The 25,039-nt window shown below is 67.9% G+C and carries 23 protein-coding genes; 8 read left to right on the top strand and 15 right to left on the bottom strand.

Annotation, left to right across the window (positions count from 1 at the left end; genetic code table 11):
- Positions 1 to 25 precede the first annotated feature (25 nt).
- The 12 genes from ACIPG5_RS19315 to ACIPG5_RS19260 form a co-directional block, all read right to left on the bottom strand.
- Positions 26 to 901, bottom strand: a complete 876-nt coding sequence (locus ACIPG5_RS19315; RefSeq protein WP_176513345.1) for an SDR family oxidoreductase — start codon at positions 899 to 901, stop codon at positions 26 to 28.
- Positions 902 to 910: 9 nt separating this feature from the next.
- Positions 911 to 2,059 (bottom strand): acetyl-CoA C-acetyltransferase, encoded by a 1,149-nt coding sequence (locus tag ACIPG5_RS19310; RefSeq protein ID WP_401377237.1) that lies wholly within the window; start codon positions 2,057 to 2,059, stop codon positions 911 to 913.
- Positions 2,060 to 2,080: 21 nt separating this feature from the next.
- A complete protein-coding gene (locus ACIPG5_RS19305) occupies positions 2,081 to 3,136 on the bottom strand; it encodes an acyl-CoA dehydrogenase family protein (RefSeq protein WP_401377234.1) in 1,056 nt (351 codons plus the stop codon).
- Between the two features lie 10 nt (positions 3,137 to 3,146).
- Positions 3,147 to 4,313, bottom strand: a complete 1,167-nt coding sequence (locus ACIPG5_RS19300; RefSeq protein ID WP_401377231.1) for an acyl-CoA dehydrogenase family protein — start codon at positions 4,311 to 4,313, stop codon at positions 3,147 to 3,149.
- 9 nt (positions 4,314 to 4,322) lie between these two features.
- Positions 4,323 to 5,078, bottom strand: a complete 756-nt coding sequence (locus tag ACIPG5_RS19295; protein WP_176513352.1) for an enoyl-CoA hydratase family protein — start codon at positions 5,076 to 5,078, stop codon at positions 4,323 to 4,325.
- Positions 5,079 to 5,090: 12 nt separating this feature from the next.
- Positions 5,091 to 6,158 carry an NAD(P)H-dependent flavin oxidoreductase gene (locus ACIPG5_RS19290; protein WP_401377228.1) on the bottom strand — a complete coding sequence of 356 codons (1,068 nt, stop codon included), beginning with the start codon at positions 6,156 to 6,158 and terminating at the stop codon, positions 5,091 to 5,093.
- Between the two features lies 1 nt (position 6,159).
- Entirely contained in the window at positions 6,160 to 7,032 is an 873-nt protein-coding gene (locus ACIPG5_RS19285) for an enoyl-CoA hydratase (protein WP_176513357.1), read from the bottom strand.
- 38 nt (positions 7,033 to 7,070) lie between these two features.
- Entirely contained in the window at positions 7,071 to 7,862 is a 792-nt protein-coding gene (locus ACIPG5_RS19280; protein ID WP_176513359.1) for a CoA-transferase subunit beta, read from the bottom strand.
- A 12-nt stretch (positions 7,863 to 7,874) separates the two neighbouring features.
- Entirely contained in the window at positions 7,875 to 8,756 is an 882-nt protein-coding gene (locus tag ACIPG5_RS19275) for a CoA transferase subunit A (protein ID WP_236235627.1), read from the bottom strand.
- 11 nt (positions 8,757 to 8,767) lie between these two features.
- Entirely contained in the window at positions 8,768 to 9,664 is an 897-nt protein-coding gene (locus ACIPG5_RS19270) for a VOC family protein (RefSeq protein WP_401377224.1), read from the bottom strand.
- A gap of 19 nt (positions 9,665 to 9,683) precedes the next feature.
- Positions 9,684 to 10,808 carry an LLM class flavin-dependent oxidoreductase gene (locus ACIPG5_RS19265; protein ID WP_176513364.1) on the bottom strand — a complete coding sequence of 375 codons (1,125 nt, stop codon included), beginning with the start codon at positions 10,806 to 10,808 and terminating at the stop codon, positions 9,684 to 9,686.
- Between the two features lie 123 nt (positions 10,809 to 10,931).
- Positions 10,932 to 12,113: a flavin-dependent monooxygenase gene (locus ACIPG5_RS19260; RefSeq protein WP_176513367.1), complete on the bottom strand. Its 1,182-nt coding sequence runs from the start codon at positions 12,111 to 12,113 to the stop codon at positions 10,932 to 10,934.
- Positions 12,114 to 12,328: 215 nt separating this feature from the next.
- On the opposite strand from ACIPG5_RS19260, the gene ACIPG5_RS19255 reads away from it, so the two are divergent.
- The 6 genes from ACIPG5_RS19255 (at position 12,329) to ACIPG5_RS19230 (ending at position 18,845) form a co-directional block, all read left to right on the top strand.
- Entirely contained in the window at positions 12,329 to 12,844 is a 516-nt protein-coding gene (locus ACIPG5_RS19255) for a flavin reductase family protein (RefSeq protein WP_176513369.1), read from the top strand.
- A 7-nt stretch (positions 12,845 to 12,851) separates the two neighbouring features.
- Positions 12,852 to 14,531: an FAD-binding protein gene (locus tag ACIPG5_RS19250; protein ID WP_401377220.1), complete on the top strand. Its 1,680-nt coding sequence runs from the start codon at positions 12,852 to 12,854 to the stop codon at positions 14,529 to 14,531.
- Positions 14,519 to 15,274, top strand: a complete 756-nt coding sequence (locus ACIPG5_RS19245) for a glucose 1-dehydrogenase (protein ID WP_176513373.1) — start codon at positions 14,519 to 14,521, stop codon at positions 15,272 to 15,274. Before ACIPG5_RS19250 ends, ACIPG5_RS19245 begins: the two co-directional genes overlap by 13 nt.
- Before the next feature lies 1 nt (position 15,275).
- Positions 15,276 to 16,352 (top strand): 2Fe-2S iron-sulfur cluster-binding protein, encoded by a 1,077-nt coding sequence (locus tag ACIPG5_RS19240; RefSeq protein WP_401377216.1) that lies wholly within the window; start codon positions 15,276 to 15,278, stop codon positions 16,350 to 16,352.
- Between the two features lie 94 nt (positions 16,353 to 16,446).
- On the top strand, positions 16,447 to 17,193 hold the full coding sequence (locus tag ACIPG5_RS19235) for an SDR family NAD(P)-dependent oxidoreductase (RefSeq protein WP_401377213.1): 747 nt from the start codon (positions 16,447 to 16,449) through the stop codon (positions 17,191 to 17,193).
- A gap of 68 nt (positions 17,194 to 17,261) precedes the next feature.
- On the top strand, positions 17,262 to 18,845 hold the full coding sequence (locus tag ACIPG5_RS19230; protein WP_401377210.1) for a FadD3 family acyl-CoA ligase: 1,584 nt from the start codon (positions 17,262 to 17,264) through the stop codon (positions 18,843 to 18,845).
- A gap of 110 nt (positions 18,846 to 18,955) precedes the next feature.
- On the opposite strand, the gene ACIPG5_RS19225 is transcribed toward ACIPG5_RS19230, so the two are convergent.
- Both ACIPG5_RS19225 and ACIPG5_RS19220 read right to left on the bottom strand, forming a co-directional pair.
- Positions 18,956 to 19,834: an SDR family NAD(P)-dependent oxidoreductase gene (locus tag ACIPG5_RS19225; RefSeq protein ID WP_401377207.1), complete on the bottom strand. Its 879-nt coding sequence runs from the start codon at positions 19,832 to 19,834 to the stop codon at positions 18,956 to 18,958.
- A gap of 2 nt (positions 19,835 to 19,836) precedes the next feature.
- Positions 19,837 to 20,640 carry an FAD-dependent oxidoreductase gene (locus tag ACIPG5_RS19220; protein WP_401377204.1) on the bottom strand — a complete coding sequence of 268 codons (804 nt, stop codon included), beginning with the start codon at positions 20,638 to 20,640 and terminating at the stop codon, positions 19,837 to 19,839.
- Between the two features lie 265 nt (positions 20,641 to 20,905).
- On the opposite strand from ACIPG5_RS19220, the gene ACIPG5_RS19215 reads away from it, so the two are divergent.
- Both ACIPG5_RS19215 and ACIPG5_RS19210 read left to right on the top strand, forming a co-directional pair.
- Entirely contained in the window at positions 20,906 to 22,441 is a 1,536-nt protein-coding gene (locus tag ACIPG5_RS19215) for a DUF1302 domain-containing protein (RefSeq protein ID WP_286912835.1), read from the top strand.
- 23 nt (positions 22,442 to 22,464) lie between these two features.
- Positions 22,465 to 23,847, top strand: a complete 1,383-nt coding sequence (locus ACIPG5_RS19210; protein ID WP_176513389.1) for a DUF1329 domain-containing protein — start codon at positions 22,465 to 22,467, stop codon at positions 23,845 to 23,847.
- Between the two features lie 41 nt (positions 23,848 to 23,888).
- Here the strand turns inward: ACIPG5_RS19210 and ACIPG5_RS19205 are convergent, their stop codons facing one another.
- Positions 23,889 to 25,025 (bottom strand): OmpA family protein, encoded by a 1,137-nt coding sequence (locus tag ACIPG5_RS19205; protein WP_401377200.1) that lies wholly within the window; start codon positions 25,023 to 25,025, stop codon positions 23,889 to 23,891.
- Between the last annotated feature and the right edge of the window lie 14 nt (positions 25,026 to 25,039).

The raw sequence follows: 25,039 nt of genomic DNA, 5'->3' as shown, positions 1-25,039 counted from the left end.
CGCGGAGCAAGCGCAAAACCTGGCGTCAGGTGCCGTAGACCTTCTGCGCCGGCACCGCCTGTTGCAGCAGTTGCGCCACGGCAGCGCCCACCTCGGCCACCGCCCAGCGCCCGTGGTTATCCAGCTGCGGCCCACGGCGCCAGCCGTCGGCGATCGACAGGCGCCCGCCCTCGACCTCGAACAACTGCCCGCTGACCCCCGCCGACGCCGCCGAACCCAGCCACACCACCACCGGCGCAACGTTCTCCGGCGCAAAAAAATCGAACCCCTGCTCCGGCCGCTTCATCACCTCGGCGAACACCTGCTCGGTCATGCCGGTGCGCGCCGCCGGGGCCAGGGCATTGACTGTGATGCCATAGCGCGCAAGTTCCGCCGCCTGCACCAGGGTCAGCGCGGCGATCCCGCCCTTCGCCGCGCTGTAGTTGGATTGCCCGATCGAGCCCTGCAACCCGGCGCCGGAGCTGGTATTGATGAGCCGCGCATCCACCTGCACGCCCTGCTTGGCCTGCTCGCGCCAGTAGCGCACGGCGTGGCTGGCCAGGCAGAAGTGCCCCTTCAGGTGCACCGCCACCACCGCATCCCAGTCGGCCTCGGTGAGGCTGGCGAACATGCGGTCACGGCAGATGCCGGCGTTGTTCACCACCACATCGAGCCCGCCAAAGGCGCCCAGCGCCGCCTGCAGGATCAGCCCGGCATCGGCGTAGTCGGTGATGTCATTGCTGTTGGCCACGGCCTGCCCGCCGTGCTCGCGGATCTGCGCCGCCACCGCTTCGGCCGCTTCGCGGTTGATGTCGTTGACCACCACGTTCGCGCCTTCTGCGGCGAAGGCCAGGGCATAGGCCCGGCCCAGCCCGCCGCCGGCACCGGTGATGATCACGGTGCGGTTTTCGCAACTTGCCATAGTGTTCTCCTACAAGCGTTCGATGATGGTCACGTTGGCCTGGCCGCCGCCTTCGCACATGGTCTGCAGGCCATAGCGGCCGCCGCTGCGCTCCAGTTCGTGCAACAGGCTGCACATCAGCCGGGTGCCCGTGGCGCCCAGCGGATGGCCCAGGGCGATGGCGCCGCCGTTGACGTTGGTCTGGGCATGGGGGTAGCCGGTTTCCTGCAGCCAGGCCATGGCCACCGAGGCGAAGGCTTCGTTGATTTCCACCCGGTCGATGTCCTCCAGGCGCATGCCGGCGCGCTTGAGCGCGTACTCGGTGGCCGCGATTGGCGCGGTGAGCATCCACACCGGGTCGTCGGCGCGCACGCTCATGTGGTGGATGCGTGCCCGCGGCGTGAGGTTGTAGCGTTTGAGCGCCGCCTGCGAAACGATCAACAGCGCACTGGCCGCATCGCAGGTCTGGCTCGACACCGCCGCGGTGACCCGGTCGCAACCGAACAGGTAGTCGAGCTCGGCCATCTTCTGCAGGCTGGTATGGCGCGGCGTCTCGTCATGCTCGACGCCTGCCAGCGGCACGATCTCGCGGCGAAAATACCCCTGCTCGATGGCCCGCAACGCCCGCCGATGGGACTCCATCGCATAGGCCTCCAGGGCCTGGCGGCTGAGCTGCCAGCGTTCGGCAATCATCTGCGCCGCGCGAAACTGGGTCGGCGGCGTGGCGCCGTAACGGCGCACCCAGCCCTCGGAGCCGCTGAACGGGTCGCTGAAGCCCAGTGGCTCGGCGGCGGTCATGGCCGAGGAAATCGGGATCTGCGTCATGGTCTGCACACCGCCTGCCACCACCACGTCCTGGGTGCCGCTCATCACCGCCTGGGCGGCAAAATGCAGCGCCTGCTGCGACGAGCCGCACTGGCGGTCGATGGTGGTGCCCGGCACGGCTTGGCTGAGCCCGGCGGCCAGCCAGGCGGTGCGCGCGATGTCGCCGGCCAGCGGGCCGATGGTGTCGACGCAGCCGAAGATCACATCGTCGTAGTCGTCGTCGGGAATGGCATTGCGTTCGACCAGGGCCCGCAGCACATGGCCGCCCAGGTCGGCAGCGTGGATCTGCGCCAGGCCACCCTTGCGCCGCCCGGTGGGCGTGCGCAGGGCGTCGACGATATAGGCTTCAGGCATGCTCTACCTCTGCATCGGCAATCAGAAAGTGGCGCCGGCGCCAATCGCCAGCCCCTGTTCGAACAGTGCGGTGCGTACCCGCGCCTTGTGCAGCGCCGGGTCGCCCCAGGCCTTGTCCAGGGCCCAGGCGCGTTTCATGAAGATCTGCAGGTCGACTTCCCAGGTGTAGCCCATGGCGCCATGGGCCTGGATCGCGTTGCGCGCCGCCAGCAAGGCCGCCTCCGAGGTGGCCAGGCAGGCATGCGACACGGCCAGCGCCTGCGCCGCCTCGCCATGGGCCACGGCATGGGCGGCGCGGTACAGCGGGCCCTTGGCGAACTCGATGCGCACCGCGACGTTGGCCATCAGGTGCTTGACCGCCTGGAACGAGCCGATCGGCTTGCCGAACTGCTTGCGTTCGAAGCTGTAGTCCACGGCCAGGTCGACCATGCGCTTGGCCAGCCCCAGGCGCTGCGCGGCGCAGCCCAGCGCGCCCCGCTCGAAGGCTCGTGCCAGCAGCTGCGCGGCCTCATCGCCACGGGCCACGCAGGTGGCGGCGGTTGGCGTCCAGCTCACCTGGTACAGGTGGCGGCTGGGGTCCAGCGAGGCGTTGCGCACCAGCTCGACGCCCGCACGCGGCACGGCATGCAGTTCGCCGGCATGGCTGAGCAACAGCAGGTCGGCGACATGGGCGTCACTGACCAGCGGGTTGCCCGGCTCGCACACCGCCAGCCGCGCTTGCCCTGCGGCCACCCGGGCCAGCCAGTCCTGCTTGAGCGCCTCGTGTGCCTGGCCCAGCTCGGCCAGCAGCGGCACCGCCACCAGCATGGTTTCCACCAGCGGTTCGGGCAGCCCGGCATAGCCGCATTCCTGGGCCAGCAGCACGCAGTCCAGCGCCCCCAAGCCCAGGCCACCGTAAGGCTCGGGCACGGTCAGGGCGGTGAGGCCCAGCTCGACCAACTGCCCCCACAGCCGGTCGCAACGGCCGCTGTCGGTCTGCCACAGCTCGCGAATGCGCTCGGGGGTGACCTCGTTGATGAAGAAACTGCGCACGCTGTCCTGGAACAGCAGCTGGTCGCTGTTGAAACTGAAGTCCATGGTCTGCTCCTCAGGCGCGCGGCATGCCGAGCATGCGCTCGGCAATGATGTTGCGCTGGATCTCGTTGGTGCCGGCATAGATCGGCCCGGCCTGGGCGAACAGGAAGCCCTCAAGCCAGGCGCCGACATCGCCCGCCGCCGGGGCCTCGGGCAGCAGCTCGCCGCGCAGGCCGAGGATGCTCATGGCGGTGTCGTGCAGGCGCAGGTCCAGCTCCGACCAGAAGATCTTGTTGGTCGAGGACTCCGGCCCGATCCGCCCGCCCTTCACCAGCTGCGAGGCGGTCATGTAGGTGAGCTGGGTGTAGGCCTCGGCATCCAGCCAGCAGCGCATCACCGCCTCGCCGATGGCCGGGTCGCGGTCGGCGCTCTGGCGGTTGGCCTGGTACAGCTGCACCAGGCGCCGCGCGGTTTCCTGAAAGCGTGCCGGCGAGCGCAGCATCAGCCCGCGCTCGAAGCCTGCGGTGGACATCGCCACATGCCAGCCCATGCCCTCGCCACCGAGCACGTTGTGCGCCGGCACGCGCACGTCGTCGAAGAAGATTTCGGCGAACCCCGGCAGGCCGTTGAGCTGCGCGATCGGCCGCACGGTGATGCCGGGGCTGTTCAGCGGCACGAGGATGAAGGTCAGGCCGTGGTGGCGCTGGGAAGCCGGGTCGGTGCGGAAGATGCAGAACACCCAGTCGGCCCAGACCGCGCGGGTCGACCAGGTCTTCTGGCCGTTGAGCACGTAGTGGTCGCCGTCGCGCACGGCCTTGGCGCGGATCGCCGCCATGTCGGAGCCGGCGCCCGGCTCCGACCAGCCCTGGGCCCAGATGTCCTGGCCGGTGGCCATGCGCGGCAGAAAGCGCGCCTTCTGCTCCTCGCTGCCGTATTCCATCAGGGTGGGGCCGAGCAGGAAGATGCCGTTCTGGTTGACCCGCGCCGGGGCACCGGCACGGTAGTACTCCTCCTCGAAGATCAGCCACTCGATCAGGTCGCAGCCACGCCCACCCAGGCGGGTGGGCCAGGTGACCATGCCCCAGCGCCCCTGGTTGAGGGTCGCTTCCCAGGCGCGGTGCGCGGCAAAACCCTGCTCGGTATCGAACGAGGGCAGCGGCTCGGCAGGCACGTTGGCTGCGAGCCAGGCCCGCACTTCGCCGCGAAAGGCCTGCTGGGCCTTGGTGTAGGTCAGGTCCATGGTCCGCCCTCAGCCGTTGAATTGGGCGCTGCGCTTCTCGACGAACGAGTCGCGCGCTTCCTGGGAGTCCTGGGCCCGGTACGCTTCCAGGGTGAAGCCCTGTTCGCGGCGGTACTTGTCTTCGAGGTTGCCGTCCTCGATGCCGTTGAGCGCCTCTTTGGCCAGGCGGATCATCGCCGCGCTCTTGCCGGCGATGGACGCGGCGATCTGCAGCGCCGCCTCGCGCAGCTGCTCACGCGGCACCACGCGCTCCACGGCGCCCAGGCGGTAGGCCTCGGCGGCGTCGATCATGGCGCCGGTGAAGTACATGTGGCGCACCTTCTGCACCGGGAACAAACGCTGCAGGTGCGCGCCGCCACCCATGGCGCCACGGTCCACCTCGGGCACGCCGAAGCGGGCGCAGTCGGCGGCCACCAGGATGTCGGCGGCGCCGCAGATGCCGATGCCGCCGCCCAGCACGAAGCCGTGCACGGCGACGATCACCGGCAGCGGGTTGCGGTGGATGGCCTTGAAGGTGTCGTAGTTGCCCTTGTTGACCGCCACGATCAAGTTGGCGTCGGCGGCCAGCTCCTTGATGTCGACCCCGGCGCAGAAGCCGCGGCCCTCGGCGCGGATGACGATCACCCGGACCTTGTCGTTGCGGCCCAGCTCCTCCAGGGTGCGGGCGATGTCGGCCCAGCCCTGGCTGTTGAAGGCATTGACCGGCGGGTGATCGAACACCAGCTCGGCGATGCCCTGGTCGATGTTGACGCTGAATGCTTGCATCGGGATTCCCCCTCAGGAAAGTCGGCGGTACAGCGCGTCCAGGTGGCGCTCGGCGTCCTGGACGATCTGCTCTATCAATTCGGCGCAGCGGGGCAGGCTGTCGATGCCGGCGGCCACTTGCCCGGCGGGCAGCACGCCCTCGGCAGGCAGGCCTTCGACCATGGCCTTCTGGATCACCATCGGTGCGTTGGCGGCCATCAGGCTCTGGGTGGCGCTCAAGCCGGCGCCCTGGCGCATCTTCAGCGCGCTGCCCAGCAGCTGGCCCAGGCCCAGGCCAGTGTGGCGGCGGTAGGCCAGGCCGCTGCGCAGCGCCAGCAGCCAGCGGCGCAGGCTGCCGCCGGACTCCAGCGCATCCAGCAGCTCGTTGCGGATCATGCGTTGCGGCATGCCATCGATGGCCCGGCTGACGATCACCTGGGCCGGGTCACGCACCGCCAGGTAACGCGCCAGCGTGGCCGCTGGCACCGGGCTTTCGGCACTCATCAGAAAGCGCGTGCCCATGGCGATGCCCTCGGCGCCCTGGGCCAGGGCTGCCACCAGACCACGGCCATCCTTGAAGCCGCCCGCGGCCACCACCGGCACCTGCACCGCATCGAGCACCTGGCCCAGCAGCATTGCGGTCGGCACGGCGCCGGTGTGGCCACCGCCCTCGCCGCCCTGCACGGTGACCACGTCGGCGCCCATCTCCACGGCTTTTTGCGCGTGCTTGAGGGCGCCGACGGTGGGCATGCAGACCACGCCAGCGTCCTTGAGGCGGGCGACCATCTGCTTGCCCGGCGAGCGGCTGTAGCTGACGGCGCGCACCTGGTGGCGCAGCACCAGTTCGACGATGTCGGCGGCGTTGGCCTGGTACATGTGGAAGTTGACGCCGAACGGCTGGTCGGTGAGGCGCCGGGTCTCGACGATCGCCGCCTCCATCTGCCGCGGCTCGATGGTTGCCCCGGCGAGAAAGCCAAAGCCCCCGGCGTTGCAGGTGGCGGCCACCAGGCGCGGGTCGGCGACCCAGCCCATGGCCGTCTGGACGATCGGGTAGCGGCAACCGAGCAAGGCGGTCAGGCGCGTCTGCAGTGACACCGCCATCTCACGCCCTCCCCGTTTCACGCTGGGCGCTGGCCATGGAGCGGGCGTCGTGGCCGCCCAGGCGGTCGCCGCAGGTCAATTCGTTGTGGGCATGGGCGAAGTGGTGCAGGCCGAACACCATGTCCATGGTGGCGCGCTTGCCCATCAGGTCCTCGGCGTTGTTGACCGCCTGCTTGGCCAGCTGCAGGCCCAGGCGCGGCATCTGTGCCAGCTGCTCGGCCATGGCCAGGGTTTGCTGCTCCAGCTGCTCGCGCGGCACCACCCGGTTGAGCATGCCCATCTGGTAGGCGCGGGCCGCCGGCATGGGGTTGCCCAGCAGCAGGAATTCCTTGGCGATGCGCGGGTTCAGTTCGTGCACGTGGGCGAAGTATTCCACCCCCGGGATGCCCATGCGCACCACCGGGTCGCGGAACCAGGCGTCGTCGCTGGCCACGATCAGGTCGCAGACCCAGGCCAGCATCAGGCCGCCGGCAATGCACGCGCCCTGGACCATGGCGATGGTCGGCTTGGGCATGTCGCGCCAGCGCCGGCACATGCCCAGGTACACCTCCTGTTCGCGGGCGTAGAGAAACTCGCCGCCGGGCTTGTTGACGTGGTCGTACCACAGGCTGACGCGGTCGAAGCTCTGGTCCACGTCGCGCCCCGGGGTGCCGATGTCGTGGCCGGCCGAGAAGTGCTTGCCCGCGCCACGCAGCACGATGGCCTTCACCGCATCATCGGCGCAGGCGCGGGCGAAGGCCGCATCCAGGGCATAGGTCATGCGTGAGTTCTGCGCGTTGTGGAACTCGGGCCGGTTCATGGTCACCAGGGCCACCGCACCCCGCACTTCGTACAGCACCACCTCATCGGCGTGTGTGTTGTGTTGCTCGCTCATTGCTGCTACTCCGGTTCGAGGTGTTGGCCGTCGGCGGCTCAGCGCTGGCCGGGCGGGTTGCCCTTGAGCTGGCTGGCGCGCAGGCCATGGGGGTCCAGCCGCTGGATCAGTTGCAGCTGCGCCGCGCTGGGCGCCGTGGTGAGCGGCACCTGCTCGGGTACATGCAGGGCAAAGCCTGTGTTGTCGCGCACCTCGTCCAGGCTGACCCCCGGGTGCAGCGAGCGCACCCGCACCTGGTGCCGGGGCCCGAGGAAGTCCAGCACGCACAGGTCGGTGACGATCAGGCGGATGTCGATGTCTTCCAGTGCCCAGCCACGGGCCAGGCGCGCCGGGTTGTAGCCCACCGACGAGACCATGTCGCACTCGCCTTCGACGAACACCCGGCGGTTGTGGCTGGGCACGTAGAACGAGTTGGCATGGCTGATGGAGTTGCCCGGCAGGCCGCGCACGCCGAGCATCTGCGACTTGGGCTTGCGGTAGTCGCCGATGCACGAGAGGTTGGCCTGGCCGAAGCGGTCGACCTGGATCGGCCCGATCATGGCGTGGCGCTTGCCGCTCCAGACGTTGTCGAAAATCCGCGAGAAGCCCATCCAGCTGTCGCGTCTGGGTTCATGGCCGTTGCGTGGCCCGACCGGCACCGGCTCGGCGACCAGGTAGGCTTCCGAGTCGGTCATCATCAGCTGGGGGTTGCTGTCGAGCATGCTCAGCGACGCGGCCAGGCGCGGGATCACGCCGATGCCGGTGGCCAGCACCTCGCCGTCGTCGCGCCACGCCTGGGCGGCGGCGCAGATCATCAGTTCGGCGAGGCTGTAGGTGTTAGCGGTGGTCATGGCGTTCCTCGCTTAGAAAACCGGCAGGGGCAGTTGGCGGATGGCCGCAAGGCCGCCGCAACGTTCCAGGTACTGGGCGTGGGAGCAGCCCACGTAGCGCTCGACATAGGCCTGCCACGCCTGCTCGCTTTGCGCCGAGGCGGCGTAATCCTTGAAGTGCGGCACGTCGAAGCCATACAGCGGCGCGCAGGACGAGGGGTGCGCGCCGCCCGGCACATGGGCGAGCGCGGTGGTGAGGTTGCGCTCCCAGAACACCTGCCGTGCACGCGAGGGCTCGGCATGGAACCAGTCGCTGGGCACCAGTTCGTCGCAGGTGACATAGGTGCGCGCCGCGGCCCGTACGAACAGGTCGTCCATGTAGTGGTCGGGGCCGGCGATCTGGCAGACGCCACGGGCATCGGCGCGGTCCACGTGCACCAGCGCGGCGTCGAGCTTGAGCGCCGGCATGGCCACCCAGTCACGGCCGTCGGCATAAGGCGAGGCCACCAGCTTGATGCCCGGGTTGCAGCGCAGCACGTCGGTGCCCAGGCCCACGGCCGTGGGGATGAACGGCACGTTCATCGCCGCCGCGCGCAGGCCCAGCAACAGCATGCCTTCGTCGATTTCCATCACCTCGATGGCGCCGTCCTGGCGCGCCTTGCGAAAGTGCGGCTCCAGGGGGATGAAATCCAGCGAGACGAAGGCGAACACCAGCTTCTTCACCTTGCCGGCGGCGCACAGCATGCCGACATCGGCGCCGCCGTAGGCGACGATGGTCAGGTCCTTGAGGCCAGAGCGCAGGATCTCGCGCACCAGCGCCATCGGCTTGCGCCGCGGGCCCCAGCCACCGATGCCGAGGGTCATGCCGTCGTGCAGCTGGGCGACCATCTGGGCGGTGGTCATCTGTTTGTCCATCGGTACTGTCCTCATTGGCGGCCGACGCTGAAGTCATGGCCCCACTGGCTGACCACGGTGCTCTCGAACGGCGTGTGGCGGCTCCAGTCGACCACCAGCCCGTCGCAGCCGTATTCCAGGTCGAAACCCGAAGGCGTGCGCATGTAGAAGGAGATCATCTGGTCGTTGGTGTGCTGGCCGAGGGTGGCAGTCAGCTTCACGCCGTGGGCGTGCAGGCGGTCCAGGGCGCGGCCGACTTCGTCGAGGCCATCGACCTCGACCATCAGGTGCACGCAGCCGCTGGCCACCGGGCATTCGAAGATCGCCAGGGAGTGGTGGCGGCCGTTGTTGCAGTGCATGAAGTGGATGCGTTTTTCCGGCTCGGCCGGGTCGGCGGTGAAGCGCACTTTCATCAGGTCCGAGAGGCCAAGACCCATCAGCTGCTCGTAGAAATCGCGGCAGCGTTCGAAGGTTGGCGCCGGCAGCACCACGTGGCCCATGCCCAGCGCGTCGCTGACGAAACCACGCACGCCGACCGGCGAGACGAAGCGGGCAAAGTCCTGCTTCGGCCCCCAGTACAGCTCGTGGCGGTTGCCGTCCGGGTCGGCGAACAGCGCCAGCGCCTGGACCCGGCGCTGGGCGCACTGGCCGGCATCGCCCTGCTCCACGCTCACGCCGCCGGCGCGCAGCTCGGCCACGGCCTGGTCGAAGGCGGCCTGGCTGGCCACCTCCCAGCCGCAGGCGCCGAAGCCATCCTGGGTGCTGTGCTGCACCAGGATGCGGTAAGGGCGCTCGTCCATCTTCAGCAACAGGCGCTCGCCGGACGCGTCCTCGACCACCATCATGCCCAGCACCTGGCTGGCGTAGTGGCGCCATTGCTGCAGGTCGCGCGATTGCACGGTGACATACCCCAGGCCACGGATATCCATGTGCCGTCTCCTCGTCTGGTTACTGCTGTTTACGGAAGTGCGGGATGACTTTCTCGCCGATGTTGCGCAGGGTCTCCAGCTGCGCCCACTGCGGCACGGTGCCCATCTGGCAGATGAACAGGATCTCGTCGGCGCCGGCATCGATCAGCCGCTGCACATAGCCGATGCAGTCCTCGACGGTGCCGTAGGCGTGGTTGGGGTTCATCATCGCCATGGTCGGGTCGGAGAAATCGACGCGCACTTCCTCGGAGGCGAAGCGCGACTTGATCACCGCCTGGCCGTTGCCATCGACATAGGTGTCGTCCTTCCACTTTTCCGGGTCCGGGCGCTCGCCGCCGCCGTACCAGTAGCCCAGCGACTCCATGAAGTAGCGCTGGCCACGGATACCGATGTGGCGGGCCTGCTCGTTGTCGTCCAGGACGATCGCCGGGCACAGCGCGGCGATGTGGCGGTTGGGGCGAAAGCCCACCTGCTTGCGCTCGTCACGGTTGTCGAAAGCCTCGTGGTACACCGCAACCTTCTTGGCGATTTCCTCCGGGCCGCCGAAGCCCAGCACCAGCGCGCCCATGCCGCGCCCACCGGCGTTCTTCAGCGAGTCGGTGTTGGTGCAGGCCAGGTACATCGGTGGGTGCGGGTCCTGGTAGGGCTTGGGGTGGATCGGCCGCTTGGGGATCTTGACGAAGTCGCCGTGGTGCTCGATTTCGTCCTGCACGAACATTTTCGGGATCAGGTACATGGCCTCGTCGATCTGCGGCTGCAGGGTCGCCAGGTCGTAGCCGAAGGTGCCGGCCTCCTGCTGGGTGCCGCCCTTGCCCACGCCAAAATGCACGCGGCCCTTGGACAGCAGGTCGAGGGTGGCGATGCGCTCGGCCACCTTCACCGGGTGGTTCATCGCCGGCGGCAGGCAGACCACGCCATGGCCGATGCCGATGCGCTCGGTCTTGCCGGCGACGAAGGCCAGCATGGTTTCGGGGGCGGACATGTGCGAGTAGTTGGTCAGCGCGGTGTGCTCCACGCACCAGAAGGTGTCGAAGCCCAGCTGGTCGGCCAGCACCGCCTGCTCGACGGTGTCATCGAAGATCTTGCGGTCACCCTCGCGGCTGGCATCGATGGTCTGGGCTTCGTATATCAGCGAGAATTTCATGTGCCTTTCCTTGTTGTTCTGCAGACGTGGCCGGGAGCCCGGCCTTGATCACATCCTCGGGCATTGCCCGGGCGCTCGAATCCCACAAATGGACTAGCCGAAACCGGTGAGCGCCCGGCGCGTTCAGAGGAAGAAGTCGGTGCTGTCCTGGCCCATGCTCACCGCGCCCAGGTTCCAGGCGTACTTGGCCGGGCTGTTGGCCACGTGGGCGCGGCCGGTGTGGATGTCGCGGAAGGCGCGGTTGATCGGGTGGTCGTGGAAGATGGTCGATGCGCCGCTGTTGAACATCAGCTCGGCCACCGCCTTGGCGCAGCGCTCGACCACCAGCGCCGAGTCGTAGCGCATCCTGACCCGCAGCTGCATGGCCAGCGCGGTGCCGGCACGGGCGCTTTCGAGCATCAGCTCGAAGTTGCGCAGCAGCACCGTGCGGCACTCGTCGACGCAGACCATGGCGTTGGCCAGCGCGCTCTGCGCGGCCGGGTCCTGGAGCACCTTGCGGCCATCGTTGACGGCCACCCGCGCGCGGTTATGGGCGATGAAGTGGTCCACCGCACCCTGCAAGGCACCGATCGCCGAGGTCGACACCGCGCGCACGAAGATCTGGCCGAACGGCAGGCGATACAGCGCCGCGGTGTTCACCTGGTTGCCCGGGCTCTGCTGCATGAAGCCGTCGGCGGCCCGGTGGGTGCGGTATTCGGGCACGAAGGCGTTGTCGACCTGCACGTCGTGGGAGCCGGTGGCTTCCAGGCCCATGACGTTCCAGTTGTCGAGCACCTGGTAGTCGCTGCTGGGCACCAGGAAGGTGCGATAGTCCGGCGCACCGCCCGGCGTCTGCGGCGGTACCAGCGCGCCGAGGAAGGCCCACTGGCAGTGCTTGCTGCCAGAGGAAAACCCCCAGCGGCCGCTCAGGCGAAAACCGCCCTCGACCCGCTCGACCTTGCCCACCGGCATGTAGGACGAAGAAATCAGCACGCTGCTGCTGTGCCCCCACACATCCTGCGCCGCGCGGTCGTCGAACAGCGCCAGCTGCCAGTTGTGGATGGCCACCACGCCCAGCACCCAGGCCGACGACATGCAGCCTTCGGCAAGGATCATCTGCACTTCGAAGAAGTCTTTGGGTTCCAGCTCCAGGCCCTGCCAACGGGCTGGCTGGAGAATGCGAAAGAAGCCTGCCTCGTGAAAGTCGGCGATGGTTTCCTCTGGCAGGCGGCCAGCCTGGGCGGCCTGGGCGGCGCGCTCGCGCAGCACCGGCACCAGTTCGCGGGCGCGCTGCAGCAGGGTTTCACGCGTGAGGTGGTTGTTCATCTTGTTGTTCTCCTCTAATCGCCCCGTTCGCCGGAGCGCATGCGAGAGAGGCGCTGGAGCCTCCACCGCCGGCATTGCAACAAGGCATACAGGGTTCGGCATCCCTCAAACGGACCATGCGCGCGGCGCATCGACTAGTCCCCTCGGACGATGTTGGGCATTGCCGCGGTTGCAAGAATTCATCGCACTGAACCCGCCAACACCGAGGCCGTGCGATGAACGACAACTCACTCAAAGCCGACATGCTCCAGGCCATGCGCCGCCTGGCCAAGTCCGTCACCATCATCAGCACCAGCGACGGCAGCCAGCGCTTTGCCATGGCGGCGACCGCGGTCGATTCGCTGAGCACCGAACCGCCGTCGCTGCTGATCTGCGTCAACCAGAGCGCCTCCCCCCACGCGGCACTGGCCGCAGGCGCAGGCTTTTGCGTGAACATCCTGGGCCTGGAGCAGCAGCACCTGGCCCACCTGTGCAGCGGCAGCATCAAGGGCGAGGCGCGCTTCGGCCAGGGCCAGTGGCTGACCAGCGACGAAGGCATCCCCTACCTGGCCGACGCCCAGTCGTCGATCCTCTGCCGCCAGGACGGCCAGTTCGCCTACGGCACCCACACCATCTTCATCGGCCGCATCCTGCGCATTCACACCACCCCGACCATCACCCCGCTGGTGTACCTGGACGGCCACTACACCACCACCGCGCAACCTGTGCCGCTCGCGGCCAGTGCCGGCTGAGGCGGCCATGACAGCGCCGGCGGTGATGGCACCGCTGCGGGTCGCGCACGCCGAGCAGCTGCAATGGCAGCAGCACGCCGACCTGGTGGTGGTCGGCTTCGGTGGCGCAGGCGCCAGCGCGGCCATCGAGGCGGCCAGCCGCGGCCTCTCGGTGCTGGCCCTGGAGCGCTTTGCCGGGGGCGGCGCCACCGCGCTCAGTGGCGGCGTGGTGTACGCCGGCGGCGGTACGCCGCAACAGCGCCAGGCCGGCTACCAGGACAGCCCCGAGGCCATGTGCGCCTACCTGCGCCAGGAGGTTGGCGACGCCGTCAGCGAACAGACGCTGCGCCGCTTCTGCGAGGCCAGCGCCGAACACTTGAACTGGCTGGAGCGCCAGGGCGTGGTGTTCGAGGGCAGCATGGCGCCGCACAAGACCTCCTACCCCAGCGACCGCTACTCCCTCTATTACTCCGGCAACGAAGCCGTGCCGGCCTATGCCGCCCTCGCCGCTCCCGCGCCACGCGGGCACCGCGCCAAAGGTTCGGGCCTGTCCGGCGCCAGCCTGTTCGCGGCGCTGGCCGACAGCGCCCGGCGCCAGGGCGTGGCGGTGCGCACCCAGTGCCAGGTGCGCCGGCTGGTGATCGACCAGCACGCCCAGGTGGTGGGTGTGGAGGCCTGGCAGCTGCCCCCGGGTAGCCGCGCAGCCCGCCAACATGCCCGGCTGTCGCGATGGGCGGCGGCGGTGCACATGTACGCGCCGGGCATTTCTGCGCGCTTGCGGGCACGCCTGCAACGCATCGAGCAGGCATCCGCTCAACCGCTATTGATACGCGCGCGCCACGGCGTGCTGCTGAGCAGCGGCGGCTTCGTGTTCAACCGCACGCTCATGCAGCAGTACGCACCCCGCTACCTGCAAGGCTTGCCGCTGGGCAGCAGCGCTTGCGACGGCAGCGGCATCGAATTGGGCCGCAGTGCCGGGGGCAGCCTTGGGCAGATGCACATGGTCAGCGCCTGGCGCTTCATCAACCCGCCGCTGGCCTGGGCCCGTGGGCTGATCGTCGATGGCCGTGGCGAGCGCTACTGCAATGAAGAGGTGTACGGCGCCACCCTCGGCCACGAAATGGTCGAGAAGCACGACGGCCGCGCCCTGCTGATCCTTGACCGCCCGCTGCGCAACCAGGCCCTGCGCCAGGTGGGGCCGGGCAAGGTGTGGGCGTTCCAGCGCCTGCCGGTGCTGCTCAACCTGCTGTTCAACTGCCGGCGCGGCAACACCCTCGAACAACTTGCCGAACGCTGCAAGCTGCCGGCCCAGGCCTTGCGCGACAGCGTGCAAGGCTATGGCCGCGCCGCCCGTGGCGAAATCGACGACCCGCTGGGCAAGTCGCCGGCGATGCGCCACGACCTCAGCCACGGCCCCTGGTACTGCCTGGACCTGTCCTATGACAGCCGCCTCTACCCCTGCCCGACCCTGACCCTCGGCGGCCTGCGGGTCTGCGAGCTGAGCGGCCAGGTGCTCGATGAACAGGGCCAGCCGATCACCGGCCTGTACGCCGCCGGCCGTTGTGCGGTGGGCGTGGCCTCCAACCTGTATGTCTCCGGCCTGTCCCTGGCCGATTGCGTGTTTTCTGGCAGGCGCGCGGCGGCCCATGTTGCCCAGCGCCATGCCAGCCACCCCAGCCCCCAAGGAGTACACCCATGCAACGTGTAGAAGGAAAAGTCTGCCTGGTCACCGGCGCCGCCAGCGGCATCGGCCGTGAAGATGCCCTGCTGCTGGCCAGCCAAGGTGCCCGCGTGGTGCTCACCGACCTCAACGACCAGGCCGGCCGCGAAGTGGCCGCGCAGATTGGCGAAAACGCCCTGTTCATCAAGCACGACATCGCCAGCGAAAGCGACTGGCAGCGCGTGATCGCCACCACCCTTGAGCACTTCGGCCGCCTCGATGTGCTGGTCAACAATGCCGCGATCCTGGCCATGGGCACCATCGAGGACACCAGCCTCGAGCTGTGGCAGAAGGTGCAGAAGATCAACGGCGACGGGTATTTCCTCGGCTGCAAGTACGCCATCGAGGCGATGAAGAAAACCGGCGGGGGCTCGATCATCAACATGTCGTCGGTGGCGGCCCTGGGCGCCATGCCGATGTTCTGCGCCTACTCGGCCTCCAAGGGCGCGGTGGCGGCCATGACCCGCTCCATCGCCCTGCACTGCAAGCAGCAGGGCTACCGCATCCGCTGCAACAGCGTGCACCCGGACGGGGTCAACACGCCCATGACCCAGGCCCTGGCCGGCGGCCAGGCGATCCCCCAGGCCGTGCTCGAGCAGGACCCGATGAACCGCATGTGCGCGCCACGCGATATCGCCAACGTGGTGCTGTTCCTGGCCAGCGACGAGTCGCGTTTCGTCAATGGCGCCGAGCTGCGGGTGGACAACGCGCAGCTGATCAGTGGCATCTGACATGGGCGCCCTGGCCGCTGCAGAACCAACCCCGAGCGCCAGCACCACGGCAGGCGAGCTGCGCCTGCAGGTGTGCGCGATCATCAGCGAGACCGCCGACGCCCGTTCGCTGGTGTTCGAGGTGCCCGAAGCGCTGCGGGCGCGCTTTGCCTACAAGCCTGGGCAGTTCCTCGGCTTTCGGGTGAACGTGGGGGGCCAGCGCCTTACCCGCTGCTACTCGATGTCCAGCTCGCCGTGGACCGATGCCAGGCCCCAGGTGACCATCAAGCGCGTCGAGGGCGGGCGGGTGTCGAACTGGATGAACCAGTGCGTGCAGGTGGGCGACTGGCTCGACGTGCTGCCTCCGGCCGGGCATTTCTGCCTCGACCCGCACCAGGCGGCCGACGCCAGCCGGCCATTGGTGCTGTTTGGCGGCGGCTCGGGGATCACCCCGGTGTTCTCCCTGCTCAAGGCCGTGCTGCACAGCGGCCAGCGCCCGGTGCTGCTGGTGTACGCCAACCGCGACGAAGGGTCGGTGATCTTTCGCGACGAACTGCGCCAGCTCGCCCGGGCGCACCCGGAGCAACTGCAGGTGGTGCACCTGCTGGATTCGCTGCAGGGCTACCTGCAGGCGGCCCAGGTGCGCCAGCTGGTGCGCCAGTGGCGCGGCGCGGACTACTTCATCTGCGGGCCGGGGCCGTTCATGGATACCGTGGAGGCCACCCTGCTGGCCCTGGGCGAGCCGCGCGAGTGCATCCATGTGGAGCGCTTCGTCTCGCCAGCCGACCCCAGCCCTGCTGCGGCCGTGGCCGAAGGCGCCGGGTGCGAGTTGCTGCTGGTGGAACTCGATGGCGCCACGCACCAGATCGTGCCCCGCCCGGGCGACACCTTGCTGCAAAGTTGCCGCGCGGCCGGGCTCGATGTGCCGTTCTCGTGCGAAGAAGGCTTCTGCGGGGCGTGCATGTGCACCGTGCCGGAGGGCCAGGTGCAACTGGCCCGCAACGATGTGCTCAGCAGCGCCGAGCTCGAGGCGGGCTGGACCCTGGCCTGCCAGGGGCATCCGCAGGGGGCTCGCGTGCGCGTGCAGTTCCCCGCCTGATGCATCTAGTCCTTGCGGACGATCCCGGCGGGCTCGGCAACCGGTAGACTCGCCAGCGGAAACGCTCCACAACAATAAGACAGAGGGTTTGGATATGGCTCGTTTGCAAAACAAGGTCGCCGTGGTCACCGGAGGTGCGTCGGGCATCGGCCTGGCCTGCGTGCGCCGCTTCTGCGCCGAGGGCGCGCAGGTGGTCGGGCTGGATGTCGGCCAGCCGCCGGCGGATTTCCCGGGCCTGTTCATGACCCTGGACGTGCGCAATGAAGAGCAGGTGCAGCAGGTGATGAGCGAAGTCATCCAGCGCTTTGGCCGCATCGACGTGCTGGTCAACGCCGCCGGCGTGGCCAGCCAGGGCAGCGTGACCCGCGCCAATACCGCCGACTGGCAGCGCGTGCTGGACATCAACCTGACCGGCAGCATGCTCACCAGCAAGCATGTGCTGGAGCAGATGCAGGCCCAGCGCAGCGGCTCGATCATCAACATCGGTTCGATCTTCGGCCTGCAAGGCTGCGACGGCAACGTGGCGTACAACGTGTCCAAGGGCGGGATCAACCAGCTCACGCGCAGCATGGCCATCGACTACGGCCACGCCAACATCCGCGTCAACGGCCTGTGCCCTGGCCTGATCGAGACGCCGATGACCAGCATGGTCCGCGAGCAGCAGGCCTTCCACGATTTCTTCGCCTCGCAGCACATGCTCAGCCGCTCGGGGCAACCGGAAGAAGTGGCCAGCGCCGCGCTGTTCCTGGCCTCGGACGATGCCTCGTTCGTCAGCGGGCAGATGATTGCCGTGGACGGTGGCTTCTCCGCCGGCCGCCGCTTCGGCCCGCCAAGCGCCTGACCCCTGCGGCCGGGCCTGCGGGCCCGGCCATCTCCCTGGATTATCGATCCTCTGCCTGAGGAGGCCGCATGCCGCCCGTGGAAAACGCTCAGACCTTCCCGCAACTGTTCGCCCTGGCCGCCGCTGCCTACGGCGAACGCCCGGCCATCGAAGAGGCCGGCCAGGCCATCAGTTACCAGCGCCTGGACCAGCTGCGCCGGCTTGCCGCACGCGCCCTGCTGGCATTGGAGGTGCCGGTGGCGGCGCGGGTGGCGGTGTGGGCGCCCAACCTGTGGGAATGGATCGTCGCCGCCGCTGCCCTGCACAGCGTCGGCGCCACCCTGGTGCCGCTCAATACCCGCATGAAAGGCGCGGAAGCTGCGCAGGTGCTGCGTGACAGCGACACCAGCGTGCTGTTCTGCATCAGCCATTTCCTCGACACCGACTACCCTGCCCTGCTGGCCGGCCAAGCGCTGCCTGCACTGCGCCAGGTGATCCACCTGCGCCCCCAGGGCGAGGTGGCCGACGGCCTGGGCTGGGAGGCGTTCCTCGCCCTGGCCGACCAGGTCGGCGAGGCTCGGCTGAGCGAACGCGAGCAGCTGGTGAACGGCGATACCCTGTCGGACCTGCTGTTCACCTCCGGCACCTCGGGCAAGCCCAAGGGCGTGATGAGTGGCCATGGCCAGAACCTGCGGGTGGTGCGCGACTGGAGCGAAATCGTCGGCCTGCAGGTGGGCGACCGCTACCTGATCGTCAACCCGTTCTTCCATTCCTTCGGCTACAAGGCGGGCTGGCTGGCGGCCTTGATGCGCGGCTGCACGCTGCTGCCCCAGCAGGTGTTCGACACCCGGGCGCTGCTCGAATGCATCGAGCAGCAGCGCATCAACGTGCTGCCCGGGCCACCCACGCTGTACCAGTCGCTGCTGGCCCACCCACAGCGCGCAGAATACGACCTGGGCAGCCTGCGCGTGGCCGTGACCGGCGCGGCGTCGATCCCGGTGGAGATGATCCGGCGCATGGCCAGCGAGCTGGGCTTTGCCACCATCGTCACCGCTTACGGCCTGACCGAGGCCTGCGGGTTCGTGACCATCTGCCGCAGCGGCGACAGCGCCGAGCGGGTGGCCACCACCTGCGGCCGCGCGATGCCGGATGTGCAGGTGCGCTGTGTCGACCCCCAGGGGCGGCCGGTGCCGGCCAACACCCCGGGCGAGGTGCTGGTGCGCGGCTACAACCTGATGCGCGGCTACCTGGATGACCCACAGGCCACCGATGAGGCGATCGACGACCAGGGGTGGCTGCACACCGGGGATGTGGGCGTGCTCGATGAAGAGGGTTACCTGCGCATCACCGACCGGCTGAAGGACATGTTCATCACCGGTGGCTTCAATGTGTACCCGGCGGAGATCGAACAAGCCCTGGTGCGCTACCCGGGGGTGGCCCAGGCGGCGGTGATCGGCATTGCCGATGAGCGCCTCGGCGAGGTGGCGATGGCGTTTCTGCTGCCGGTGCCGGGGCAGCGGATCGACGAAGCGGCGGTGCTGGCCTGGTGCCGGGAGCAGATGGCCAATTACAAGGTGCCGCGGCGGGTGCGGGTGCTCGATGAGATGCCGCTCAATGCCACGGGGAAAGTGGCCAAGCAGGTGTTGCGCAGTTGGCTGGCGGTGCCTGCTTGAGGGGCTGCTGTGCAGCCCATCGCCGGCAAGCCGGCTCCCACAGGTAACTCGCAGCGCTTGACCCTGTGGGAGCCGGCTTGCCGGCGATGGGCCGCACGGCGGCCCTGCTTCTAGATCACCCGGGCCGGATGCTGGCGGCGTGGCTCACCCAGCAGCGCCCGGTGCGAAGGCGGTTGACGCCCGCCGGCCTCGGTAATGCCATAACGCGGTGCGAGCTCGGCACTGATCAGCGTCTGCCCGCTGTAGGCGGCCAACTGCGGGTCGTTGAGCAGGGCATGGATCAAGCGGCCATTGAACCCCGGCGTCTCGGCATTTTCCAGAAACTGCCGATACTGCTCGCCATGCTGCTCCCCGGCAATGCGCGTGCGTTCGGTCAATTGCGGCCCCAGCCACAGCGATACCGCCGCCACCCCGCGCCCTTCGAAATCGATGGCCATGTCCGCCGCCAGCTTGTCGCAGCCGGCCTTCTGCGCGCCATAGGCCGGGCCGTGCATGTAGCAACCGGCGCCGAACGACGAGGTGAAGCACACCAGCGCCTGGCGACTGCGCAACAACAGCGGGGCCGCGTGGTAGCTGGCGACATAGGCCGAGCGCAGGCCGACATCGAGAATGCGCACCAGCGACAGCGGCTTCTCCCAGAAGGGGCCGGGTTCGATTAGCAGGTCGTGAACATGGGCAACGTTGTTCACCAGCAGGTCCAGCCGCCCACTTTCGCGCTCGATGCGTTCGAACAGAGCGCGCACCTGCTCGTCGTCGCCATGGTCGCACGCCACCGCGATGCCCCGCCCACCGGCGGCCTCGATGGCGGCGGCCACGCCCTGCAGGTCACCCGCCAGGGCATGGCCGTAGAGGGTCGAACCACCCTGCCCCGGCCCCCGGCCGGTGACATACACGGTCATGCCCTGCTCACCCAGCGCCAAGGCAATACCGCGCCCGACGCCTCGGCTGGCGCCGGTTACCAATGCCACCTGTCGCGTGTCTTGTTGCATGCTTATCTCCCGGTCAGGGCCAGGGTGAACTCACCCTGGCATTGCTGGCTATTGAGGTGGATCTGGTTGGCGGCCAGGTAGCCGTGGGTCATGGCGGCGCCGAGGCTGGCATCCGCGCCGGTGGCATAAAGGCCGGTGAGGCTGGGGCGCATCGCTTGCTGGCAATGCCTCGAGGCGATGACCAGCCCATGGCGCGCCTTGATGTTCAGCCATTGCCCGTCGCGCAGCACGCGGGCACCTGCGACGCGATGGTCGGCCCGCAGCAGTTGCTCGAACGGGCAGTTCAGCCACAGCGGCACGCGCCGGTCGAGCAGCGAGCAACGCAAGGCGCCGGCCAGGGCGCTGCCCTGGGTAAGAAAACGGTCACGGCGCGACAGCTTGCGCCCTTCGAGGTCACGCCAGTAGCGCCACAGCACTTTCATCGCCAGGTGCGCCCAGCCCCTGCCGCGCCCCTGCAGCACCCGCGCTTCGTCCAGGGTCATGGCCATGCGCCCGATCATCAAGGTGTCGGGCGACGGCGCGCGCAGGCGCAGCAATTCCTCGCCCAGGGCGGCGCCGGCGAATGGCTGGGGCTCGAGCGAGCTGAAGCGTACCCGGGTGTCACGCTCGAGGTACTCGAGCATCGCCCGCCCCTGGCCGGGAACACAGACAAGGCCGGCAGTGGCCGCCGAGCGCCCTCCGTAGCGCTCGCGCTTTTCGATCAGCAAGGTGTCGAGGCCCAGGTCATGGGCCCGCAGCGCTGCGGTCATGCCGCCAGCCCCCGCCCCGATCACCAGCACATCGCAGCATTCGTCCCACCTGATCATCGGCGTAGCTCCCTGGCACACGGCACCCCGGCGCGGGGCCATCGGCCAGGGATTGTCCGGCGCCGGGCATTGCCTGCCATCGTCCGTTGGGACTACTGGGGCAACCCAGCGAACGCGTAGTCCACTTGGACGATGTTGCTGCCAGAGGCCCAACCCATAGTCGTGCCTGCACCACCTACCCAAAACGTCGGACGGGCAGGCATGCCCGCGCACGAGGACGACAATGATAAGAACAACAATCGCCCCCCCGCCTCTGAACACCTATGTGAGCTTGTCCTTGCTGCTGCTGGCGGGGAGCCTCAGCCAGCCTGCCAGCGCCATGACCTTCCAGCCCAGTGATGACTTGAGCGTCGACTGGGATACCACGCTGAGCTACAGCCTTGCCTGGCGTACCGAGAAACGCGACCACAAGCTGGTGGCCAACGCCGACGCCAACGACGGCGACAACGCCTTCGACCGGGGCAGCCTGATTACCGACCGGGTGGGCTTTCTCACCGAGGCCAACCTGCGCTGGCAGGACAACTACGGCGTGTTCATGCGCGCCTCGGGCTTCTACGACCGGGCCTACGATCAAAGCAACGACAACGACACCGGCACCTCCAACTGCTTTGCCAGCGGCGTGTGCAGCAAGCCCGACCGCTTCCCCAAGGACACCGTCGACCAGCACCGCGACGACCTGCGCATGCTCGACGCCTACGCGTACGGCACCTGGGACATGGCCGGGCACAACCTCAACCTGCGCGTGGGCGACCAGGTGGTGAGCTGGGGCGAGAGCCTGTTCTACCCGGGCGTATCGGGCGCGCAGAGCCCGGTGGACGCCACCAAGGCCACCACCCCGGGCGTTGAGGTGAAGGAAGTGCTGCTGCCGGTCGGCCAGGTGTTCGGCCAGTTCAGCCTCACCGACGACCTGGATGTGGAGGCCTACTACCAGTACAAGTGGGAAAAGACCCAAATGTTCGGGGTCGGCAGCTACTTCTCCACCACCGACTACATCGACCGTGGCGGCTACAGCGACGCCACCGGCTTCGTCAGGCGCCTGAAGGACGACGAGCCCAGCGACAGCGGCCAGTACGGCGTGGCCTTGCGCTACAGCGCCGCCTCGCTGAACAACACCGAGTTCGGCCTGTACTACGTGCGCTACCACGACAAGACCCCGACCCTGGACTTCCAGAGCGACCTGGGTTTCTACCGCGCCCGCTACTTCGACAACATCGACCTGTATGGCGCAAGCTTCGCCACCGTGCTGGGCGACACCAGCCTGGCCGGCGAAGTCAGCTACCGCGACGGCCAGCCGGTGATGGTCGACAACGGCTTCTCCAGCGCCGTGCGCGCCGAAACCCTGCAGGCACAGGTCTCGGCCATCCACGTGTTCGGCCCCAATGCCTTCTCCGACAACACCACCCTGACCGGCGAGCTGGTCTACAACACCGTGCTGCACAACGACAAGTCCGACCCGCTGACCCTGGCCCCCGGCCTGACCCTGGGCGGCACCGACAGCCTGGTGGGCGACCGCGATGCCTGGGGCTACACGGTGCAGCTCAACCTTGACTACAACGACGTGTTCAGCGGCTGGGACATGTCGGTGCCGATCAACTTCAGCACCGCCGCCCAGCACGACAGCGCCCTCACCGGCTCGATCAACTACGGCCAGGGCGACGATCGCGCCAGCATCGGCACGACCTGGCGCTACCTCGGCAACTTCACCGTCGAGGCGCTGTACAGCGCCTACCTGGGCAATGCCAACAATTCGCCCTGGGCCGACCGCGACAACGTCGCACTCAACTTCAAATACCGGTTCTGAAGCCCTGATTGAGGATCAACGACATGCATGACTTCAAGCACGCCTGGCTACGCGCCACACTCACCGCCACCCTGCTGAGCAGCGCCGTGGCCCTGCAGGCCAGCGCCAACGGCAGCGATGCCGGGCAACTGGGCAAGGAACTGACGCCAATAGGTGCCGAGCGCGCCGGCAACGCCGATGGCAGCATCCCGGCCTGGAGCGGCAAGTGGCGCGGCGTGCCACCCCAGGTGAAGTTCGCCGGCCCCGGCAGCCCCTACCCGGACCCGTATGCCGACGAAAAGCCGTTGTTCGTCATCACCGCGCAGAACATGGACCAGTACGCCGAAAACCTCTCCGAAGGCCAGAAGGCGCTGTTCAAGCGCTACCCCGCCACCTTCAGGATGCCGGTCTACCCCAGCCACCGGGATTTTCGCGCCGACCAGGACACCGAGCAGGCGATCTTGCGCAATGCGCAGCACGCCAAGCTCAGCGCCGACGGCAATGACGCCCTGGAAGCGTTCGGCGCCTCGCCGTTCCCGATCCCGAAGAACGGCAACGAGCTGATCCTCAACCACAACATGCAGGCACGCGCGATCACCGAGGAGGCCAACTACAACCAGGTAGTCGTCTATGCCGACAACAACCGCGTGCTGGAGAAGGTCAACTACAAGATCTACTCGCTGTGGTCCGACCCCAAGCAGAATGCCCAGAGCACCAATGGCGTGTTCACCAACTTCCTGCTCACCACCCTGGAGCCGGTGCGCAAGAAAGGCGAGATCATCGTCGGCCACGAGTTCACCGACGCTGCCGCGCAGCCGCGCCAGGCCTGGCAGTACACCCCCGGCCAGCGCCGCGTGCGCCGCGCGCCGACCGTGGGCTACGACTCGCCCACCGGCGCCGGGGGTTTTCGCGTGTACGACGAAGACCGCTTGTTCAACGGGGCAACCGACCGCTATGACTGGACCATCGTCGGCAAAAAGGAAATCTACATCCCCTACAACAACTACAAGATCGATGAGCCGGACATCAAGCAGTCGGACATCATCAACGCCGCCGGCCACGTCAACCCAGACCTGATGCGCTACGAAAAACACCGCACCTGGATCCTGCAGGCCACGCTCAAGCCCAGCGCCCGCCACATCTACGCCAAGCGCACCTTCTACATCGACGAAGACAGCTGGGCAGCGACCCTGGCCGACAACTACGACGGCCGCGGCCAGCTGTGGCGCACCAACATGCAGACCTCGATCTATGCCTATGACATCCAGCGCTTCCACGCGCGCCTGGCCATCTACCATGACCTGATCGCCGGGGCCTACATGGTCGACCGGCTGCTCGACCAGCAGAAGCCGGCGCTGCTCAATGCCAGCAACTTCGGGCCTGAAGAGTTTACGCCGGGGAACTTGCGCAAATTGGGTACTCGCTGAGTGCGACGCCCCGCCCGTTGCTGGGCGGGGCGACCCTTGCCTTAGCGCGATGCCTGACTGAGCTCGGCACAGGGCTGCAGAACAGGCAACAGACGAATATCGACTCGCCGGTTCGCAGCCCTGCCAGCGGTCGTCTCGTTGCTGGTCAACGGCTGATTCGCCGCCGCGCCGCGCACGGCGAAGCAGCTGTCCGGAATATCCCCCATGTGCTGCAGCCAATCGCGCACTGCCAGTGCCCGAGCACGGGACAGCTCCAGGTTCGTACTGACTTCACCGCTGGCATCGGCATGCCCGGAGATGACCACCAACCAGCCAGGTCGCGACTTGATTTCGACCAGTGCGCTCATCAACAGCTTGGTCGATTCGGCCTTTATCTCGCTGCTCCCTGGCGCAAACAGGCTCAGGCTAGCGAGTTGAACGGGCGCAGCCACGGGCTGCTTGCGGGCCTGCTCAGCAAGCCAGTACTGCCACCCTCCCACACCTGCCAGCGCAACCGCCAACGCCGCCGCCAAGAGCCACGGCAGGACGCTGCGTTTCCTGGCTTGAGGCTCGAAAACGATCGAGTAGGTAGTGTGCAACGGTGCCAACACAGCAGCAGGTGCTACCAGGGAGGTTGCAGGGCTGCTCACCCACTGCGGCGCAGGCAAGACCTGCGTGCGCTGCTCGGCCAGGCGATTCATGAACAAATCAACCAGGCTACGCAGGCTCTGCAGCGTGGCTACGGTGACCTGGGCCACGTGGGCGAGCCGCGACTCCAGCTGCGCCAGCTCGACGGCCAGGTGATTGAGTGCCGGCACCCTGTCCGGGCCCCAATCAAGCACCCGCAACAAGGGCTGCAGCTGGGCAAACAAGGCGGCTAGCAGATCCACCCGCACTGACGCCTGAGCGGGCCACAGGCGGGGCCATTGCTCGATCAGGCTTGCCAGCAGCGCCAGCCCCTCGCCCATCCCCAGCAGGCCCGCGCGATGGCTGCGGGCCAAGACAAAGGCCACCGCTGTCTGCAACTCCGCGCCATGCTGCTCGAATAGATCGAGGCAGGCCCTTTCGATCTTCGCCCAATCCACATCCGGGCGAGCCGGATGATTGAGTTTCGCCAACTCCTGTTGCAGGGCCTTGAACTGATCCAGGCCGCGCGGATCCCCTCCCAGGCGAATACGCACTTCAAACAAAGACGACATCAGTTTGCCTCCAG

It is taken from the genome of Pseudomonas sp. NPDC087029, assembly GCF_044745345.1.
In the GTDB taxonomy this organism is placed as follows: Bacteria; Pseudomonadota; Gammaproteobacteria; order Pseudomonadales; family Pseudomonadaceae; genus Aquipseudomonas; species Aquipseudomonas faucium.
The sequence above is the reverse complement of the archived record's forward strand: the minus strand, read 5'-3'. Positions and strand labels throughout refer to the sequence as shown.

Bases quoted from the DNA above. Each gene is read 5' to 3' on its own strand.
- ACIPG5_RS19315 (WP_176513345.1), bottom strand. From the start codon at position 901: ATGGCAAGTTGCGAAAACCGCACCGTGATCATCACCGGTGCCGGCGGC.
- ACIPG5_RS19310 (WP_401377237.1), bottom strand. From the start codon at position 2,059: ATGCCTGAAGCCTATATCGTCGACGCCCTGCGCACGCCCACCGGGCGG.
- ACIPG5_RS19305 (WP_401377234.1), bottom strand. From the start codon at position 3,136: ATGGACTTCAGTTTCAACAGCGACCAGCTGCTGTTCCAGGACAGCGTG.
- ACIPG5_RS19300 (WP_401377231.1), bottom strand. From the start codon at position 4,313: ATGGACCTGACCTACACCAAGGCCCAGCAGGCCTTTCGCGGCGAAGTG.
- ACIPG5_RS19295 (WP_176513352.1), bottom strand. From the start codon at position 5,078: ATGCAAGCATTCAGCGTCAACATCGACCAGGGCATCGCCGAGCTGGTG.
- ACIPG5_RS19290 (WP_401377228.1), bottom strand. From the start codon at position 6,158: ATGGCGGTGTCACTGCAGACGCGCCTGACCGCCTTGCTCGGTTGCCGC.
- ACIPG5_RS19285 (WP_176513357.1), bottom strand. From the start codon at position 7,032: ATGAGCGAGCAACACAACACACACGCCGATGAGGTGGTGCTGTACGAA.
- ACIPG5_RS19280 (WP_176513359.1), bottom strand. From the start codon at position 7,862: ATGACCACCGCTAACACCTACAGCCTCGCCGAACTGATGATCTGCGCC.
- ACIPG5_RS19275 (WP_236235627.1), bottom strand. From the start codon at position 8,756: ATGGACAAACAGATGACCACCGCCCAGATGGTCGCCCAGCTGCACGAC.
- ACIPG5_RS19270 (WP_401377224.1), bottom strand. From the start codon at position 9,664: ATGGATATCCGTGGCCTGGGGTATGTCACCGTGCAATCGCGCGACCTG.
- ACIPG5_RS19265 (WP_176513364.1), bottom strand. From the start codon at position 10,808: ATGAAATTCTCGCTGATATACGAAGCCCAGACCATCGATGCCAGCCGC.
- ACIPG5_RS19260 (WP_176513367.1), bottom strand. From the start codon at position 12,113: ATGAACAACCACCTCACGCGTGAAACCCTGCTGCAGCGCGCCCGCGAA.
- ACIPG5_RS19255 (WP_176513369.1), top strand. From the start codon at position 12,329: ATGAACGACAACTCACTCAAAGCCGACATGCTCCAGGCCATGCGCCGC.
- ACIPG5_RS19250 (WP_401377220.1), top strand. From the start codon at position 12,852: ATGACAGCGCCGGCGGTGATGGCACCGCTGCGGGTCGCGCACGCCGAG.
- ACIPG5_RS19245 (WP_176513373.1), top strand. From the start codon at position 14,519: ATGCAACGTGTAGAAGGAAAAGTCTGCCTGGTCACCGGCGCCGCCAGC.
- ACIPG5_RS19240 (WP_401377216.1), top strand. From the start codon at position 15,276: ATGGGCGCCCTGGCCGCTGCAGAACCAACCCCGAGCGCCAGCACCACG.
- ACIPG5_RS19235 (WP_401377213.1), top strand. From the start codon at position 16,447: ATGGCTCGTTTGCAAAACAAGGTCGCCGTGGTCACCGGAGGTGCGTCG.
- ACIPG5_RS19230 (WP_401377210.1), top strand. From the start codon at position 17,262: ATGCCGCCCGTGGAAAACGCTCAGACCTTCCCGCAACTGTTCGCCCTG.
- ACIPG5_RS19225 (WP_401377207.1), bottom strand. From the start codon at position 19,834: ATGCAACAAGACACGCGACAGGTGGCATTGGTAACCGGCGCCAGCCGA.
- ACIPG5_RS19220 (WP_401377204.1), bottom strand. From the start codon at position 20,640: ATGATCAGGTGGGACGAATGCTGCGATGTGCTGGTGATCGGGGCGGGG.
- ACIPG5_RS19210 (WP_176513389.1), top strand. From the start codon at position 22,465: ATGCATGACTTCAAGCACGCCTGGCTACGCGCCACACTCACCGCCACC.
- ACIPG5_RS19205 (WP_401377200.1), bottom strand. From the start codon at position 25,025: ATGTCGTCTTTGTTTGAAGTGCGTATTCGCCTGGGAGGGGATCCGCGC.